The 16,955-nt window shown below is 61.9% G+C and carries 11 protein-coding genes and 1 tRNA gene; 6 read left to right on the top strand and 6 right to left on the bottom strand.

The features are described 5' to 3' along the window. Positions 1 to 75 precede the first annotated feature (75 nt). Positions 76 to 2,094 carry a peptidylprolyl isomerase gene (locus C4S68_RS12665; protein ID WP_103933453.1) on the bottom strand — a complete coding sequence of 673 codons (2,019 nt, stop codon included), beginning with the start codon at positions 2,092 to 2,094 and terminating at the stop codon, positions 76 to 78. A gap of 409 nt (positions 2,095 to 2,503) precedes the next feature. Between C4S68_RS12665 and C4S68_RS12660 the strand changes: the two genes are divergently transcribed. Then, positions 2,504 to 4,144, top strand: coding sequence for a S41 family peptidase (locus C4S68_RS12660; RefSeq protein WP_103933452.1), 1,641 nt, complete (start codon positions 2,504 to 2,506; stop codon positions 4,142 to 4,144). A gap of 66 nt (positions 4,145 to 4,210) precedes the next feature. Here the strand turns inward: C4S68_RS12660 and C4S68_RS12655 are convergent. The 5 genes from C4S68_RS12655 to C4S68_RS12635 all read right to left on the bottom strand — a co-directional run bounded on the left by C4S68_RS12655 (position 4,211) and on the right by C4S68_RS12635 (position 10,966). Further along, positions 4,211 to 4,285, bottom strand: a tRNA-Gly gene (locus C4S68_RS12655). A gap of 372 nt (positions 4,286 to 4,657) precedes the next feature. Then, positions 4,658 to 5,863: an alpha/beta hydrolase family protein gene (locus C4S68_RS12650; RefSeq protein ID WP_103933451.1), complete on the bottom strand. Its 1,206-nt coding sequence runs from the start codon at positions 5,861 to 5,863 to the stop codon at positions 4,658 to 4,660. 583 nt (positions 5,864 to 6,446) lie between these two features. Then, positions 6,447 to 7,085 (bottom strand): response regulator, encoded by a 639-nt coding sequence (locus tag C4S68_RS12645; protein ID WP_103933450.1) that lies wholly within the window; start codon positions 7,083 to 7,085, stop codon positions 6,447 to 6,449. A gap of 48 nt (positions 7,086 to 7,133) precedes the next feature. After that, positions 7,134 to 7,610, bottom strand: coding sequence for a response regulator (locus tag C4S68_RS12640; RefSeq protein WP_160115136.1), 477 nt, complete (start codon positions 7,608 to 7,610; stop codon positions 7,134 to 7,136). 359 nt (positions 7,611 to 7,969) lie between these two features. Next, positions 7,970 to 10,966, bottom strand: coding sequence for a sensor histidine kinase (locus C4S68_RS12635; RefSeq protein WP_160115135.1), 2,997 nt, complete (start codon positions 10,964 to 10,966; stop codon positions 7,970 to 7,972). A 131-nt stretch (positions 10,967 to 11,097) separates the two neighbouring features. Between C4S68_RS12635 and C4S68_RS23795 the strand changes: the two genes are divergently transcribed. From C4S68_RS23795 to nadC, 5 genes are all read left to right on the top strand, one after another. Further along, on the top strand, positions 11,098 to 11,343 hold the full coding sequence (locus C4S68_RS23795) for a TraB/GumN family protein (RefSeq protein WP_103933447.1): 246 nt from the start codon (positions 11,098 to 11,100) through the stop codon (positions 11,341 to 11,343). A gap of 194 nt (positions 11,344 to 11,537) precedes the next feature. Continuing rightward, positions 11,538 to 12,920, top strand: a complete 1,383-nt coding sequence (locus C4S68_RS12625; RefSeq protein WP_235011564.1) for a chloride channel protein — start codon at positions 11,538 to 11,540, stop codon at positions 12,918 to 12,920. Positions 12,921 to 13,096: 176 nt separating this feature from the next. Beyond that, positions 13,097 to 14,392, top strand: coding sequence for a quinolinate synthase NadA (gene nadA, locus C4S68_RS12620; protein ID WP_200821541.1), 1,296 nt, complete (start codon positions 13,097 to 13,099; stop codon positions 14,390 to 14,392). Next, positions 14,389 to 15,975 (top strand): L-aspartate oxidase, encoded by a 1,587-nt coding sequence (gene nadB / locus C4S68_RS12615; RefSeq protein ID WP_103933446.1) that lies wholly within the window; start codon positions 14,389 to 14,391, stop codon positions 15,973 to 15,975. Before nadA ends, nadB begins: the two co-directional genes overlap by 4 nt. Beyond that, positions 15,975 to 16,835 (top strand): carboxylating nicotinate-nucleotide diphosphorylase, encoded by an 861-nt coding sequence (gene nadC / locus C4S68_RS12610; protein ID WP_103933445.1) that lies wholly within the window; start codon positions 15,975 to 15,977, stop codon positions 16,833 to 16,835. Before nadB ends, nadC begins: the two co-directional genes overlap by 1 nt. Positions 16,836 to 16,955 lie beyond the last annotated feature (120 nt).

Here is a 16,955-nt window from a genome sequence, read left to right as displayed (position 1 = left end):
CACATCAGCGGACTCGCGGCAAAAACAAAGGCGCGGTCCGAAGACCGCGCCATGCTTCTTGCTCCCTGCTGGTTCTTAAAACGTGCTCGGGGGAGGTGTCGCCGAGGTCGTCTTCGGAATCGGCTGACCTGCAGGGTTCGAACCCGGGGCGCCAGTCGTCGTCGGTGGCACGGTGGTCGTGTCTGAGCTGGGCGGTGTGCTGCCCTGGCTCGCTGGAGCCACCGGCGTCTTCGCCAGCGTCGGGTTGACCGTCGGCTCCGGCGGAGCCGGCGCCTCTTCCTTCGGCTTCTCCTGAAGACGATTCTTCGGGTCGCCCTTCTTGCGCTTGACCTTCTTCTTGGCCACGGTATCGCCGTTGAGGCCAAGCGGCTTCGCCTGAACCTTCTCCGTCACCGACTCCTGCGGAGTGGCCGCCGTGGGACGAGTGGTCGCCTTCACCTCAGCCTTGGTCAGGTTTTTCTCTGCCTTCTTCTCCTCGGCTTCGCTCTCGCGTGAGGTGTAGCGGCTCTTCTTCTTCGGGGCCTCGTCGACCTGCGCGTCCTCGTCGCCGTTGTTGACCTCAACACCCGTGCCAGTCGAGATCGTCGTCACCGCCTGAGTCGGAGCCATGGCCGTACCAGGTGCCTGCCCCTGGATGGGAGCACCGGCATTCTCCACAGCTGTCTCGCCGGCGGCCTTCGGCAGAGCATTCTGCGGCGCCTCGCCGAAGCGGATCTTTTCCTTGCGGATGCGCTTCGGCTTCACCGGGCGATCGGCGTTCTTTCCGCCGCTCACCTTCGCAGCCTGCGTCGCGGCCTTCTCGGCCTGCTTCTCAGCGACCTTTTCGCGGGCCGACGCCAATGCTGCCTGCGCCTGCGCTGCCTTGGTCTGCTCCAGACGCTGCTTCTTCAGCGTCTTCTTCTTGATGGCCGGCGGCTTGTAGGCCGTGAACGAAACATCGGGCCGGCCGGAGGCCTTCTTCACCGCGCCTGTATCTGTAAATCCGCTGGCGATCTCAACGTACGCATCCTGCCGGGACTTGGTCAGGTAGGCGCGCAGCGCGGGCTGCAGAGCGTCCAGGTAAAGAGCCTCCTGCACCTGCGGCTCGATCTTCTCCAGCGGCGCCACACCCTCATTCTGGTGGCTATCCACGCGCAGAATGACGAATCCCTGGCGCGTGCGGATCGGTGCCGTCACCCCACCCACGGGGAGCGAGAACGTGGCATTCTCCAGGACCGTACCCAGCGTGCCGCGCTTGAAGTCGCCCAGGTCACCGCCAGCCGAAGCAGTCGGGCCACCGGAGTTAGCCTTCGCAACATCCGTAAAGGACGCTCCGCCCTTAAGCTGGGCCGCAATGGCATCGGCCTTGGCCTGCGCCGTTCCAACCTGCGCGTCCGTCGCGTTGTCCGGCGTCGGGATCAGGATCTCGCTGAGATGAACCTGCTCCGGGGTCTCGAAGTCCTTCTGGTGAGCGTTGTAGTACGCAAGCTCCTGCGAGTGCGTCATGTTGATGCGACGCCCCACCTCTTCGCGAACCACCTGCTGGCTCACAACCTGGTCCTTGATCCGCTGCTTGAAGTCCTCGTACGAGACTCCCTGCTGCGTGGCGGCCTTTTCCAGCGCCTCCATCGAGTCCAGGTGGTTCTGCTTGCGGATCTCGTCCAGCTGACGCGTCAGCTCGGCTTCGCCCGTGATGCCCAGCTCCTTGCCCTTGGAGAGCAGAAGCTGCTGGTCGATCATGTCGCGCAGCAGGTTGTGAAGCCGATCTTCGATATCGGCCTCCGGGGCGTGAGCCCGGTTGCCGTCTTCGATGAGCTGCTGTTGTGCCCGCTCATACTCGCTGCGCGTGATGATCTGGTCATTCACGCGTGCGATGACGTCCTCGACCACCTCGCCGTTCGGCGTGATCGCCTGCGGCTTCGGCAGCGTTGGCACTTGAAGCTTCTGCTGCTGGCCAAAGGCTGGCGGCTGGAAGCCACCACTTTGCTGTGCCCAGATCGCGGGTGCGACTGCCAGTGTTGCTACGAGCGATGCGGCCACGAGCAGCTTGCTCGTTCCCAGGCCTCGCTCTGCTCCGCCCATGGCCTTCCTAGTGCGTGTCAGCTTCTCAGTCATCCGTTCCTTCGGCGGCGAGGCCCAACCTCACTCCTGCCCCATTGCCTTCCTGCTATCAGTTGCGGCTGTCGTGCCGGTCGTTCCCTGCCACATTGCTTGGAGTCTCCTCTAATAGACCATGCATCGGTCGAGAGGTGAGTTTCAGGGCGCGGTGTCAGCGCTCTTATTCTACCTGCCCGGACGGGGTGGATGCCGGCAGCGTTCCCGTCCGCCCCTGTGCATGCCCTCCGATCGGCACATTTCTGCTCCTTCCGGTTCTCTGCCAGGGCGTTCCGCGACGGGCCTCAGGGCACGTTTGCCCACCTTCGAGGCGGGTCCCGGCTATCCTCCCGGTGCTATACTCCGTCCAATCCACATGCCTCCGGCGACCACGCCGGGGTGTGCTCGGAATCTGAGGAACCTCCCGCTTATGGCCCCTTCCACGCGTCGCGCTCTCTTCTCGGCATCGCTGTTCCTCGCCGCGTGCGGCATCACCGGTTCGCTGCTCGGCGGCCGTGTCGCAGCCCAGTCCGCGACCGACGAATCCACGCTCCGCGATTCGATGAAGTCCTTCACCGACGTCTACTCGATCGTGGAAGCGAACTACGCCGACAAGCTCGACTCCGATCACATCGACAAGGCCATCTACGATGGCGCGATCCCCGGCATGCTCCACGTGCTCGATCCGCACTCGAATTTTTACGACCCAAAGGCCTTTGCGGCGATGCGTGAGCAGCAGCATGGCCGGTACTACGGCGTTGGCATGACCATCCAGCCGCAGAACACGAAGGTCGTCGTCGTGGCGCCGATGGAAGGCGCGCCCGCCTACAAGGCTGGCATCCGTCCCGGTGACGTGATCCTCTTCGTCGACGGCAAGAAGATCGAGAACATGGACACCACGGCGGTGGCCAACCTGCTCAAGGGACCTCGTGGCACCCACGTCACCGTCGTGATGGCACGCGAAGGCGCTCCCAAGCCGCTGACCTTCGATCTCGTTCGCGATGAGATTCCGCGCCTCACCGTCGATCTGGCCTTCATGGTCAAGCCGACCATCGGCTACATCCGTATCCAGGACTTCCAGTCGGAGACGACCGCCAAAGAAGTGCAGGACGCAATCGACAAGTTCGGCCCCAAGCTCCAGGGTCTCGTCATCGACCTGCGTGGCAACCCCGGTGGACTGCTTAACGAGGCCGTCGACATCTCGGACAAGTTCCTGCAGAAGGGCCAGATCGTCGTCTCGCAACGCGGCCGCGCCTTCCCCGACCAGGTCTATCGCGCGCCTTCGGGCTCCGACCTCAAGTTCCCCATCGTGGTGATCGTGAACCGCAATACAGCCTCAGCCGCCGAGATTCTCTCCGGCGCGCTGCAGGATCATGACCGCGGCCTCATCGTTGGTGAAACCACCTTCGGCAAGGGCCTCGTACAGACGGTGTTTCCCATCAGCGAGAACACCGGCCTCGCGCTGACGACCTACCACTACTACACGCCTTCGGGCCGCCTCATCCAGCGCAACTACGAGGGCGTCAGCCTCTACGACTACTACTATGTCCGCAACGACGCCGCGCCGGCGAATGACACCAACAAGGAAGTCGAGCACACCGACTCCGGCCGCGTGGTCTACGGCGGCGGTGGCATCACTCCCGACGAGAAGATTCCTGAGCTCAAGAGTGATCACTTCCAGGACATGACGCTCATCCACTACTCCTTCTCCGGCTTCGCGACCCACTACATGTCGGACCGCAAGGTGGATAAGGATGTCGTCATCGATGACGCGATCCTCGAGCAGTTCAAGGCCTACCTGCACCAGCAGAAGGTCGACTTCACCGACAAGGAGTTCGCGGAGAACCTCGACTGGACCAAGGCGATGATCAAGAAGGAGATCTTCACCGTGCAGTTCGGTATCACCGTCGGAAACCAGGTGATCGTCGAATGGGATCCGCAGGTGCAGAAGGCTCTGACCTTCATGCCCGAGGCGCTGGCCCTCGAAAACCACACCCTGCCTTCGCAGCAGAAGGGCATGCAGACGGCTTCGGCCGCCAAGGTGCCCGGCCAGGACACCACGCATCCCTAGCGCTCAACCAGCTCGAATGACAGAAAAGCCGCCCCATGGGCGGCTTTTCTATGTCCTGCAATCTTTTGGAGCGGGAGACCGGGATCGAACCGGCGACATTCAGCTTGGGAAGCTGACGTTCTGCCACTGAACTACTCCCGCAACCATTTGAAATCAGCAATTTCAGGTCTCGGTTCACACCGTAACCCACTCTGCTGCCCGAACCACACAAAGGCGATCGCAGCGGAGCGTGAAGAGACCCAAACCATGGCTGAATCATACCAGCGCGGAAGCGTTCGGGCTATCAGGAGAGAAAACGAAAAGAAGGCGGGGGCGCGACACAGTGTGCGTGGGGCTCTCAAGCTGGAAACGTTCTGCCTCGTCGTTATGCCGTTCAATCAGATCCGGTAATTCCCGGTGGCCAGGTTCGCCTGTACCGTTCCTGCCTCGACCATCACTCGAGCTTGAACGCAAACACCTACCCGGCGAAGAGCCAAACATTTGCACTCGCCGGGTAAGTGAGCTTCGCTGATGTTACATCTTGGGTGAAAGCGTCTCTGCCAGCCAGTCGAAGATCGTCTGTTGCGTAATACGCATAGCGCCCATATGGCAATGTTCGCCAGCCCCATCCACGTTCCGCATGATGACATGTTTATGCGGAGCCTTCAGTTCGGAGGCGAGCTTGCCTGCCTGTCCCTTGAAGACAAAGTCATTCTCTCCTTCGAGGATCAGCGCCGGAGACTTGATCTTGTGCATGTCTTCAACTGTCAGAGCGAACGTCTCGCTCTTTCGGATGTACTCGGGTTCGGTCTTGGTGCCGTACACCCACGGCCCATTCTGCAGAGCCCAACGAGCGTACGTATCGCTCTTCTTGATCCACTCCAGCACCTGGATCGCATGATCGTCATCGCCCGCCTTGATCCACTCGACAAGAAACTCCGGCAGCGGAGGATAGGTCGCGAAGAAGCTCGTCACGCCGTCATCGAGCACAATCGCCGCAGGACGGTTGTCGTACGCGGCGGTGCGGGCGCAGAGATAGCCTCCCATGCTGTATCCGAACAGGACGATCTTCGAGTTGTCGATCTCAGGACGTGTCGCGGCGTAGTCCATGACGGGACCAAGAACCGCTTCCCAGTCAGGACGGAACGGAATGCCCCTCTCGCGAATCATGCGACCGGTGCCCGGTCCGTCATAGAGGATCACATTGAATCCGCGTTTCAGAGCAGCGGCGCCTATGACGAAGTACCCCTCCTCTGTGGTGGAGTCAAATCCGTTGGAGTAGATGAGGGTAGGACGAGGCTTGCGGCTGTTATCCGCAAGGAGCAGATACCCCGGCATCGTTCCGCCCTCATAGGGGATGGAGATCTCCTCAAACGGACCGTCCAGCAGTGCTCCGGCTTTCAGGAACGCCTCTCGGGACAGATTGAATAACTCCGGCACGTTCGGATCATTCACAGCATCCTTGCGGCGGTAGAACTCTGCGCTGCGGTAATACGAGGACGCGCGCAAGAACGCCTCCCGGGCGCTAATCTTGTCGCCCCGCTCGAGGGAATACGTGGCTCGCTCATGCACGCGATCCGCCGTTGCTTTCCACTCGCGCATCCAGGCTTCTTCGTCGCCCTCTGGAATTGCGGCGGCCGTAAGGATCACTTCGCTTATGTCCGCACCGTTGTCGACGGCGAACCCCGCCGCACGTAGTGCTTCGAATTTGAATGAGGTGTCTTTGAAGAGGAATTCCATGACGTGTGCTCCTTGCAAGTTTGTTTCGCTGGCAATCAAGGGCTGGTGACGCGAGAGACCACAATGGCCGCCTGGTCCGAGCCACGCTGATCATCAGTGAAAAACAAACATTCGCTCAGCCTCATCCGAGGCGAGACATGACTCCTCATTCGGGTACATCGCAAACCGCCCAATAGCCTGCGAAACTTATCACTCCGAAGCGGCCATCTGATCTCCTGGCAACAAGGTTGTTTCGAGGTCTCGAATCTGGCGGACGGTCGCCCGCTGCGATGCACGCCTGCGTGGCCCTTGTCGCGAGCCTTCCCGGAAGAACCCGGTGTTCGTGGTGATCGTTCTCCCGCGCCGTTACTCCATCAGGTGAGGGAGCAGCAGCCTGGATGGGGTGCGACAAGTTTCAGCTCTGCGGAGAAACTGGCGATGGTGGCCATTCCACCGCTGGAAGCGAGACTCGAACAACCATGACTCCTGGTACCGCAGGCGTCTCGGGCCGGCTTTCCGCAGTGAATGTGGAGCTCTCCGCGGCCGACGTCGATGGCTAATACCAGGAGACTCGCCCAGGGGCCTGAGCTCATGCGCAACTGCCCTATTGCAGATCGAGAAATCCTCTTCGAACTGCGATCGTGACGGCGTGCGTTCGGTCTTTGGCACTCAGCTTCGACAGGATACTTTTCATGTGAGCCTTGACCGTATCTTCACTGATGCTCAGCAGGTCGGCGATGATCTTGTTCGCGTTGCCCGTCGCTACATGCTGCAGCACCTGCATCTCACGCGCCGTCAAGGAATCAGCCCCAGCGTGTTCTGCCATCTCCGATGCAATCTCAGGAGGAATCCGCCGTTGGCCTGCATGCACCGCTCGAATGGTGTCCAGCATATAGACCCGCAGCATGCTCTTCAATAAATAGCCGGCAGCGCCCGCCTTCATGGCGCGCAGGGCCTGCACATCGCCTTTGTAGGTCGTCAGGACAATCATCCTGGCCTGCGGGAAGCGCTCGCGGATCAATGACATCGCATCAATCCCGTTGATGCCGGGAAGGCGAAGATCCATGAGGGTGATATCGGGCTTGTGGATCGCGAACATCTCGACTGCCTGCTCGCCCGTCGAAGCCTCGGCTACCAGTTCCATGTCCCCCTGCGTAGCCAGCATCGCGCCGACGCCCTCGCGGAAGACGTGGTGATCATCGACCGTCATGATGCGAATGGGCTGCAGCGAAGTGTCCTTCATCGTCCGAGCCTTTCCGCCGCAGGGGAATCTTTGGCACTCTTAAGAATCTCAGAGATTGCCGCACACCGCCTGCCCCTTCCGGGTAGTGCTACACGCCTCCAGCGCCGCGCCGCAGACCGGCGTTCCGTGCTGGAAGTCGGCCAACCTGCCTGCGGGTGCACCAGAAGGGGCTCCTATCAACATTGCCACCTCCTCAAGAAGGCGCTCGGGAGCGAGAGGCTTTATCAGAACCCTGCGGCGCGGATCGCGCCCGTAATCCTGCAGTTCAGTTGAGCAATGACCATCGTTCCCCGTAAACAGAATGGCGGCGATTCCCTGTTGATCCGCGAGGAACCGTCGAATCAGGGTGACTCCATCCAGATCGGGCATGTTGTAGTCGGTCAGCAGCAATTTCGGTCGCAGTGCGCGCGCCTTCAGCGCTGGAAGCGCACCGCAGAACGCGATGGCGTCGTACCCGAAGCCCCTGAGAATGATCGCCAGTGTCTCCGCAATGATGCGCTCATCATCCACAACAAAGATGTCCAAGGCGACACCTCCTTCGTAAGATGAGAGTGACAGGTCGCAGCTCCGGCAACAGCCCTCATGCGGGCGGCAGATGAGCTACTCCTTCGTGTTAGCAATGCACGCCCGTTCCGAGACTTACTGCGGCAATCCCACCCGGGGTGGTCACCCTCTCGGCTCCATCTTCGTCCAGGCGGCAGGACACCGTTCCTTGAAGGATTAACGGCTCTTCTCCGGCAGCTTTGCAATCGCCTGCGCGGACACGTCGTGTTCCTGCGAAGCACATCCAGCGGGGCGTGAGCCAGCCACCCGAACAGAAGGAAGGTGCCATCTTCCGAGATGGTCTCCCTGGTTGAGCAAGTGGCTTCCCAGGAGCAACGTCGTTAATTCTTGTATGTAGAAGGAAGCACCGTCTCCGAAGCGCGCCCCCGGGGCCGGGTCATGGCTGAAAAGAAGCGCGCGATCACTCCATCGTTGTAAGCCACTGCTCCGGGAACGACCACGCGCACGAGCGTACCGGCGCCGGCAAGACTTCTCATCGTGAACGAACCTCGCAGCAGGCTCGCCCGCTCTCGCATCCCACCTATGCCATAGTGCCCTGCATCAGGTCTTCCTCCACGGCCGAACATGGTCCCTTGACCGTCGTCGACCACCTCCAGGCTAAAGCGAAGCAGACCGTAGCGAAGATGAATGTTGATGTGTTCGGCACGCGCATGTCTCAAGGCGTTTCGCAACGCCTCCGCGCCGATCTCGAAAAGTTCCTTACCTGCCTGATCCCTGACAGAGAAGCTGGTGCAATGAACATGAAGTCGTACGATCGCGGATCCGCCCTCCGCAGTGCGTTCGATGAGTTCCTGCAACCGCTGGGGCAGGCCCCAGGCGCCATGCTCGCTCGACCTTAGGCCGCGGACCCGGTCCCTCGCGGAAGCCAGGACCTCATCCGCATCGTCAAGGTACTTCAAGATTTGAGACCTGGAAGCGGATCCAGCGTCCATACCCTGCGCCACGGCCTGAAACTTCAGCGCGAGTCCCTGCACACTCTGGAGCAACGTATCGTGAAGCTCTCGTGCGATACGTTCGCGTTCCGCAGATTGCCCCCTCGCTTCGGCTTCGACCCTTTCGCAAACAAGTTGGAGTCTCCAGCGGTAGAAGAGAAATGCGAAGGCCAGCGAGGTCAGAGCCGCGACCATCCAAACCGTCTGCCGCTGATAAAAGTGCGGTGCAATGACGAAACGAAGGGCCGCCATGGAGGCGCTGCAGACGCCTCCCACATTGCAGGCCGCAACCTTCAGTTCATAAGAACCCTGAGGCAAGCCTACAAAGGTGATCATCCGCTGCTGGGTACGAGAGCCCTCGGCTACGGGTTTCCCGTTCAACGTATATGCAAACCTCAGGTCCTCCGGGCGCGAGAGATCTACCGCGGAGGACGTCACCTGTACCAGGCGTGTATCTGCCGGCAATTGATACGAATCTGCGTCCAAGAGTCTGCGGCCATCTGAAGCCAGCTGCATGCGGACGATTGCCGGTGGAACAAGGCCCACTTCATGGCTACCTGGGGCGACACTCCCGATCGCCTTCGCGGTCGAGAACCACAGCCTCCCTTGCGCGAACGCAGCACTTTGGAGGGGGCGGACCTGCGATGGCTGTCCATGTAACCCCTCGCGTTGGCCAATGACCTCCCAGGTAAGTGGAACTTTGAGATCCTGCAACGAAGACCCCAGCGATGCTGCGGAGGTGTGAAGCACGCCTGCAAGAGAATTCATCCAGAGATCTCCATCTGGTGAAAACGCCAAACCGCTCACTCCCGCAAGCGATGGTGTGAGTAGAACCCGCACCATGCCTCCATCCTGAATGGCGGCTAATCCATTTTCGCCGGAGACCCACACGGTCTTTGCATGGAAGGCAAATGCCAGTACGGAGCCCACGCTGTTCGAGGGTAATGAAATCCACTTGAACCGCTTGCCATCCCACACGCCCACGCGGTCGCCTGCGAACCCGAGCCACACTCTTCCGTCGGGAGCCACGGACATCACAAATGGCATCAGAGCGGTGCCAAACTGCTCGGCCATGGACGTCCACTTGCCCATGTGCAGTCGGTAGACGCCCTTGCGCACGAATCCTGCCAACACGTCGCCATTCCCGTCCACCCCCAGCGACTGCATCGGGTACGTGCCCACATCCACAGGCGGCTTTGTCTCGATAATGCGGCCATGCAACAGGTGACACAGGTTATCCGTCGAGCCGACGATGGCGGAAGAGAACCAGACCGAACTGTCGGTAGCGGCATAGATCGTATGAATCTGACGTGGCGGCCCCCAGGCATGCCATTCTCCACGCTCATAGCTGAATAGCGGCGCTCCGAGAGTCCCCAACCATAGCGTGCCCGTCGGATCGACCGCAAACGCCGCCCCTAACTGCACCGGAATCGGCGCTACAACGAACCTCGCTTTCTGAAATCGATATAGACCTTTAGATCCCACCACCCAGATGTTGCCATCGCGGTCAGTGTAAGAAACCGCAATCGGAAACGTGCTTCCGTCTTCATAGACACAGCCAACGCGTGTCAGAGCGACCAACACACCACTCTGCGTGAATGTTGGCGATAGCCTGCAAATTCCGTCCCCGGGATCGGCGCTCCAAAGGCCGCCCTCACGATCACTGGTAAGTCCGATCGGCTCCTTTCCGAATAAGACCGACTTATGCGGAGAGGTCTCGCTCACAATGCTTCGGATCTCACCGGAGTTATCAACCAGCATTCCGATGCCGTCGGGCCGCACAGTCATGCCTCGCACGTCGCCTGCCGTGTGAAGGATTCGCACGGGCTTCGTTGCACCAGGAACGAATTCGAGAATCTCCCTGTCTGCGCTGACGACCATAGTGCCGTCGTCGTGAAAGATGAGCCAGTCGACTGATGGCCCAAGACCATAACGGCTTGTGACATCGATCCAGGTGTTGTTTTCAAACAGGAGCAGGTTGTTACCGACGACTGCCCATACCTTCCCGTCGGGCGCCACAACAATGTGGCTCACCGTCCCCCATATGCCAGCGGGATTCTCGTACGCCGTGACGACGCCATGATGCAGATACGCGATGCCGTGCCAGTTATAACCAATCCACAGGCCATTTCTGCGGTCGGCCTCCAGCGCGGTAATGCGCACAGACTGAATACTCGCGCCCGATGTCTCTGGGCGCTCGAAGGACTCGCCGTCGAAGCGGTAGAGAGCCCCTGTAGCGCCCAGCCATAGGTAACCGTCCGTCGTCTGCGCGATGGCCGTGATATTGGAAGGCGCAGCCTCGCGATCCGTCCAGAGCTTATATTCATAACCCGGCACGCCATCGCGTGGCGGTGCCAACACCTGGGAGTGCGTTGCGTTGCACATGATGCACACGAAGGCCACTATCGACAGGAACAGCGGCCAACCACAACGCACCACTCGCATGCGAATAGCTTACCCCCGCCCTCTGTAAGCGACTCGGACGTGTCGAGGAAGGAGCTGTTTGCGTTCCATTCATGATTCGTCAACTGTCAGGGGCATTTTCTCCTATCGGCCTCGAGATCTCTCAATCTTCGCGCCAAGCCCGGGGCAACGATTCAGGTGCTCCACCAGACCGGAACCGAAGCTGGATGCCCAGGCTCGCCGAGCTCATCCATGGCAACCAGACGGACTTCGTCGCAGTCGGTGCAGGACACCTCGTTGGACCGGGCGGAGTCGTTGCTCTGCTTCGCAAAGCTGGCTATCAGGCGGATCGCCTCTGAGCTCCTTTTTAAAAGAGCCAGGGCGTCCTCGGACCTTTGCCCTCGCGAGCAAGCCCAGACGCATTGACGCTAACTTCTCCCCTTGCTATCTTGTTCTTACAACCGTAGGCGATGGAGTTCGCTACGATGCCCGGCCTCCTGGCTGGAGCTGATAACTCCTGCGATCTTGCAAACCAGATCCGTAGGAGATTCCTTTGCCCGAAAACACGTCCCGCAATCTCTTCAGTGAACAGCTCCACATCCTCAAGGATCTGGTTCGCTGGATTCCCATCGCCTCCGTTGTGGGGATGATGGCAGGCACCGCCTCCGCGACGCTGCTCGCCTCTCTCACCTGGGCCACCAACATCCGCGAATCGCACCGCTGGCTGATCCTTCTGCTCGCGCCGGCAGGCTGGGCCGTGGGCCTGCTCTACAAGCTCTTCGGCAAGTCCGTCGAAGGCGGCAACAACCTCATCCTCGAAGAGGTCCACGACCCGCGCACCACGATCCCCGCGCGCATGACGCCGCTCATCCTCCTCGGGACGTTTATCAGCCACCTCTTTGGCGCTTCCGTGGGCCGCGAAGGCACTGCGATTCAGACCGGAGCGTCCCTCGCCGACCAGCTCAGCGGTCCCCTTCGCCTCACGTCACCCGAGCGCCGTATCCTGCTCATGGCCGGCATCAGCGCTGGCTTCGGCTCGGTCTTCGGCACACCCATGGCCGGAGCGGTCTTCGGCATCGAGGTCCTCGCGATCGGCAAGCTCAGCTACGACGCCATCGCACCGTGTTTCCTCGCCGCGTTCGTCGGTGACCTTGTCACCCGCTTCTGGGCGCGCTTCGTCCCCGGCGTCGCACACACGCATTACGTGGTCGGAGACGTCCCGGCGATGACCGTGCAAGGCATCGTCCTGGCTGCCATCGCGGGAGTCGCCTTTGGACTCGCAGCGATGGCCTTCTCGCGCCTCACACACTTCATCTCCCACACGGCGCGCCGCTTCATCAGCCGCCCGGAGTTCCGCCCCATCGCCGGGGGCCTCGTCGTCACGGCTGCGGTCTTCGCACTTGGCAGCACGCGCTACATTGGGCTCGGCGTGCCCATCATCGTCGACGCCTTCCACAACAAGCTGCCGCCGTATGACTTCGCAGGCAAGCTCATCTTCACCGCCGCCTCCATCGGCACGGGCTTCAAGGGCGGCGAGGTCACCCCGCTCTTCTACATCGGCGCGACCCTGGGCAATGCGCTCTCGCGCCTGTTGCCCCTCCCTGCCGGGCTGCTCGCGGGTATGGGCTTCGCTGCGGTCTTCGCCGGGGCAGCAAATACTCCTATCTCTTCGACCCTGCTCGCTGTGGAACTCTTCGGCGGCGAAGCCGGAGCCTACGCCGCGATCGCCTGCGTCGTGAGCTACCTCTTCTCCGGACACACCGGCATCTACGGCTCGCAGCGCGTGGGACGAAGCAAGTTCGGTCGCCAGCAGTCAGAAGAGGGCCAGTCCCTCGCCATGCTGGCAAAGCGTGACCTGGGCGAGGGCCTTATCACGCCAGGCTCCGACGCCAGCCTCACGCCCACACCCGAACCCGAATCCTCAACCCGGTTCTGAGCCCCTCCGAGTCTTTACACGACAAACACGATAGCCTGTTAAGGGGCGAAACCTGCGCACGGCTCACCGTATCCAATGAGTGCGTCGCGGGAGCGCATTCGAGGTCCCGACACGCAGTGTTGAGGCGCGGCATCTGCAACGCGCGAGTAGTCAACGGGTCCCTGAAGGAGCTGTACGTGGCATCGATCGATCAAACCATCCAGTTGATTCGCATAGGCGAACAGCGAGGAGCCGGAAGCAGCACGTGTTCGTCCGCATTGGCAGAGGGACCCTGGGAGCATGACAACGAGGGCTACGGTCCTGGCGCCTCCATCGCCGATCCCCTGCCCTCCGACGCACCCAGGCAAGGCATCATTCCGCGCGAATACCGGAACGCGACCGCGGCTGAGCTCGACCTCCGCATCCGCGCGGCGAAGCACGCTCTTGGCGACCGGCTCGTGATCCTGGGCCACTTTTATCAGCGCGACGAGATCGTCCGCTACGCCGATTTCCTCGGCGACAGCTTCCAGCTTGCCCAGGCAGCAAAAACGAAGCCCAACGCCGAATACATCGTCTTCTGCGGCGTGCACTTCATGGCCGAGACGGCAGACATCCTCTCGCGCGCCGAGCAGGCCGTGATCCTGCCCAACCTCGCCGCCGGCTGCTCCATGGCCGACATGGCCGAGATCGACTCCGTCACCGACTGCTGGGAGGAACTCGCTTCCGTCCTCGGTACAGCCAGCGATGGCTCCGACAAACAGCCCGTCCTGCCCGTCACCTACATGAACTCGGCCGCGTCGCTCAAGGCCTTCTGCGGCGAGCATGGCGGCGTGGTCTGCACCTCATCGAACGCGGAGACCGTACTGCAGTGGGCCTTCGAACGCGGCCAGCGCGTGCTCTTCTTCCCCGACCAGCACCTCGGACGCAACACCGCGAAGAAGATGGGCATTCCGCTGGAGCAGATGCCGGTCTGGGATCCCAACAAGCCCATGGGTGGCCTCACGCCCCAGCAGATCCGCGACGCCCGCGTCATCCTGTGGCATGGCTTCTGCTCCGTGCACAAGCGCTTCACCGTCGACCAGATCAGCTTTGCGCGCCAGCGTCACCCCGGCGTCCACGTCATCGTGCACCCCGAGTGCACGATGGAGGTCGTCGACGCGGCCGACGAGCATGGCTCAACCGAGCTCATCAAGAAGCGCGTCGAAGCCGCACCGGCAGGCTCGATCTTCGCCATCGGCACCGAGATCAACATGGTGCAGCGCCTCGCTAACGAGCATCCCGACAAGACCATCTTCTGCCTCGACTCCATCATCTGCCCGTGCTCGACGATGTACCGCATTCATCCCAGCTACCTTGCGTGGGTGCTGGAGTCGCTGGAGCGCGGTGAGCTCCTGAACCGCATCACCGTTCCAGAAGCGATCGCCGCACCCGCCCGTGTCGCGCTCGAACGCATGCTCGCTCTGAAGCCTGCGACGGACAGGAGGTCCGCATGAACCCGTCCCGCAGGAAGATCATCGTCGTCGGCAGCGGTATCGCTGGCCTCATCGCGGCACTGGAACTGAGCAAGCAGCACGACGTCACGCTTGTCACCAAGCATGAGCTCGCCGAGAGCAACACCCGCTGGGCGCAGGGCGGCATCGCTGCCGTCATGTTCCCCGACGACAGCGTCGCCGAGCACATCGCCGATACCCTCCGTGCCGGTGCGGGCCTCTGCGATCCCGAGGCCGTCAGTGTCCTTTGCACCGAGGGCCCCGCACGCATCCGCGACCTCATCGCCCTCGGCGTGCAATTCGACGAGCACAATGGCGAACTCGCCCGCGGTCTCGAAGCGGCACACTCTCACGCTCGCATCCTCCACGCCAAAGGCGACGCCACCGGGCTCTCGATCGAACTCGCGCTGGTACACGCCGTGCGATCGTCGAAGGTCAACGTGATGGAACATACCTTCGCCTGCGACCTCGTCATCGAATGTGGCGTGCTCACCGGCATGGAGGTCCTGCAGGCAGGCCTTCGTCGCACACTCAGCGCAGACGCCGTAATACTCGCCTCGGGCGGTGCGGGCCAGCTGTATCGCTACACCACCAATCCCATCGGCGCCACCGGCGACGGCTTCGCGATGGCACTCCGCGCGGGCGCTCAGATCGCCGATGCAGAGTTCTACCAGTTCCACCCCACCGCGCTCGCCACTGGAGATACGTTCCTGATCTCTGAGGCCGTCCGCGGCGAAGGCGCAGTGCTCGTCGATACCCATGGCCGTCGCTTCATGCAGGCCATCCATCCCGATGCCGAGCTGGCTCCGCGCGATGTTGTGGCGCGTGGCATCGCGATGCAGATGGCTGCGCAGAACGGCACACCAGTTCGCCTTGATGCGACCGTGCTTGAGCAGCGCAACGGCAAAGGCTTCCTCGAGCGGCGCTTCCCAAGCATCCATCGCGCCTGCCTCGCGCGAGGCCTCGACTGGACCATCGATCCCATCCCCGTCACTCCAGCGGCACATTACTGGATGGGCGGCGTGCGCACCGACCTGCACGGCCGCACCTCGATCCCCGGCCTCTTCGCCGTAGGCGAGGTGGCGTGCACCGGCGTCCACGGAGCCAACCGCCTCGCGTCCAACTCTCTGCTCGAGAGCCTTGTCTTCGCCTGGCGCTGCGCCAATCTGCTGAACGACGATGCCGAGTGGCAAAGCGAGCGTTGGAGTGGGCCCGGGCCGCAGCTCGCCAGCTTCTTTCAGCTTCCCTCTGAGACCAGCGTGCTCACGCGGCCTGTAAGCCGCACAGCATTGCAGGCCATCATGTGGGATGCGGTGGGCATCGAGCGCAACGGCTCGACGCTACGCGCCGCGCTGGTGCAGCTTGATTCGTGGCGCGCGACGGGAAGCGATCTCGACTCGCTCGAGACGGCGAACCTGCTCGCGATCGCACGCGTCGTCACCGCCGCGGCCCTGGCCCGTACCGAGTCTCGCGGCGCTCACTTCCGTGTCGATTACCCGGAAACCCTTGAGGCGTGGCACCGCTCGCTCGTGTATTCGACGGCAGCGCAGACCACGGTCGCAAACGAGCTGGAGTTCTCACGTTGATGCGTCCCGATCCCGCTGCGATTGAAGCGCTCGTCCGCATGGCGCTCTCAGAAGACGCGCCATGGGGTGACATCACCGCACAAACGCTCATCCCCGTTGACGCACGCACAACGGCGAAGCTCGTCGCTCGCGAAGACGGCGTCCTCTGTGGTGAAGATCTCTTTTCCACCGCGATGCGTCTGACCGGCGGCGTCGCGACGACGTTCCAACTTCACGACGGCAGCACCTTCAACCGCGGAGCATTGATCGCCACGATCGAAGGCTCCGCGCGCGCGATCCTCACAGCCGAGCGCGTTGCTCTCAACTTCACGCAGCGGCTATCCGGCATCGCGACCCTGACCGCACGCTATGTGCATGAGGTTGCCCATACCACAGCACGCATCGTCGACACGCGAAAGACGACGCCCGGCCTGCGCCTCATCGAGCGCTATGCTGTGCGCTGCGGCGGAGCGCACAACCACCGATTCTCACTCTCCGACGCGCTGATGGCCAAAGATAACCACCTCGCCATCCTCACCAGCAACGGCGAGCGTTCGCTCACGGAGTCCTTGCGCGAGGGCTTCGCCACGCTGCCGCACACCACCCACAAGGAAGTCGAGGTCGATCGTATCGACCAGATCGAATCAGTGCTCGCCGCCGGTGCAGACACCGTGATGCTCGACAACTTCTCCCTTGAGGACATGCGCGCTGGTGTTGCACTCATTCGCGAGAGAGCGCCGCAAGTCCTCATCGAAGCCAGCGGCAACGTGTCGCTCGACACCGTGCGCGCAATCGCCGAGACCGGCGTCGATGTCATCTCCGTCGGCGCGCTCACCCATAGCGTACGCGCCCTCGACCTGGGCCTCGACATTGACGCCTGAAGCACCCTATGGGTGTGCAGGGATGGCCTGATCCCTATGGGAGTTTTCCGCAATAAAACGCCACAGCACGCCTCTCTTGAGATACCCAGCAATAGGGAAAATGTTCTGGCTCCGCCTTTC

This window comes from Bryocella elongata, assembly GCF_900108185.1.
GTDB lineage: Bacteria > Acidobacteriota > Terriglobia > Terriglobales > Acidobacteriaceae > Granulicella > Granulicella elongata.
This window is presented reverse-complemented; position numbering and strand designations above follow the sequence as displayed.

Bases quoted from the DNA above. Each gene is read 5' to 3' on its own strand.
- C4S68_RS12660 (WP_103933452.1), top strand. From the start codon at position 2,504: ATGGCCCCTTCCACGCGTCGCGCTCTCTTCTCGGCATCGCTGTTCCTC.
- nadC (WP_103933445.1), top strand. From the start codon at position 15,975: ATGCGTCCCGATCCCGCTGCGATTGAAGCGCTCGTCCGCATGGCGCTC.
- nadB (WP_103933446.1), top strand. From the start codon at position 14,389: ATGAACCCGTCCCGCAGGAAGATCATCGTCGTCGGCAGCGGTATCGCT.
- C4S68_RS12645 (WP_103933450.1), bottom strand. From the start codon at position 7,085: ATGAAGGACACTTCGCTGCAGCCCATTCGCATCATGACGGTCGATGAT.
- C4S68_RS12665 (WP_103933453.1), bottom strand. From the start codon at position 2,094: ATGACTGAGAAGCTGACACGCACTAGGAAGGCCATGGGCGGAGCAGAG.
- C4S68_RS23795 (WP_103933447.1), top strand. From the start codon at position 11,098: ATGATTCGTCAACTGTCAGGGGCATTTTCTCCTATCGGCCTCGAGATC.
- C4S68_RS12650 (WP_103933451.1), bottom strand. From the start codon at position 5,863: ATGGAATTCCTCTTCAAAGACACCTCATTCAAATTCGAAGCACTACGT.
- C4S68_RS12635 (WP_160115135.1), bottom strand. From the start codon at position 10,966: ATGTGCAACGCAACGCACTCCCAGGTGTTGGCACCGCCACGCGATGGC.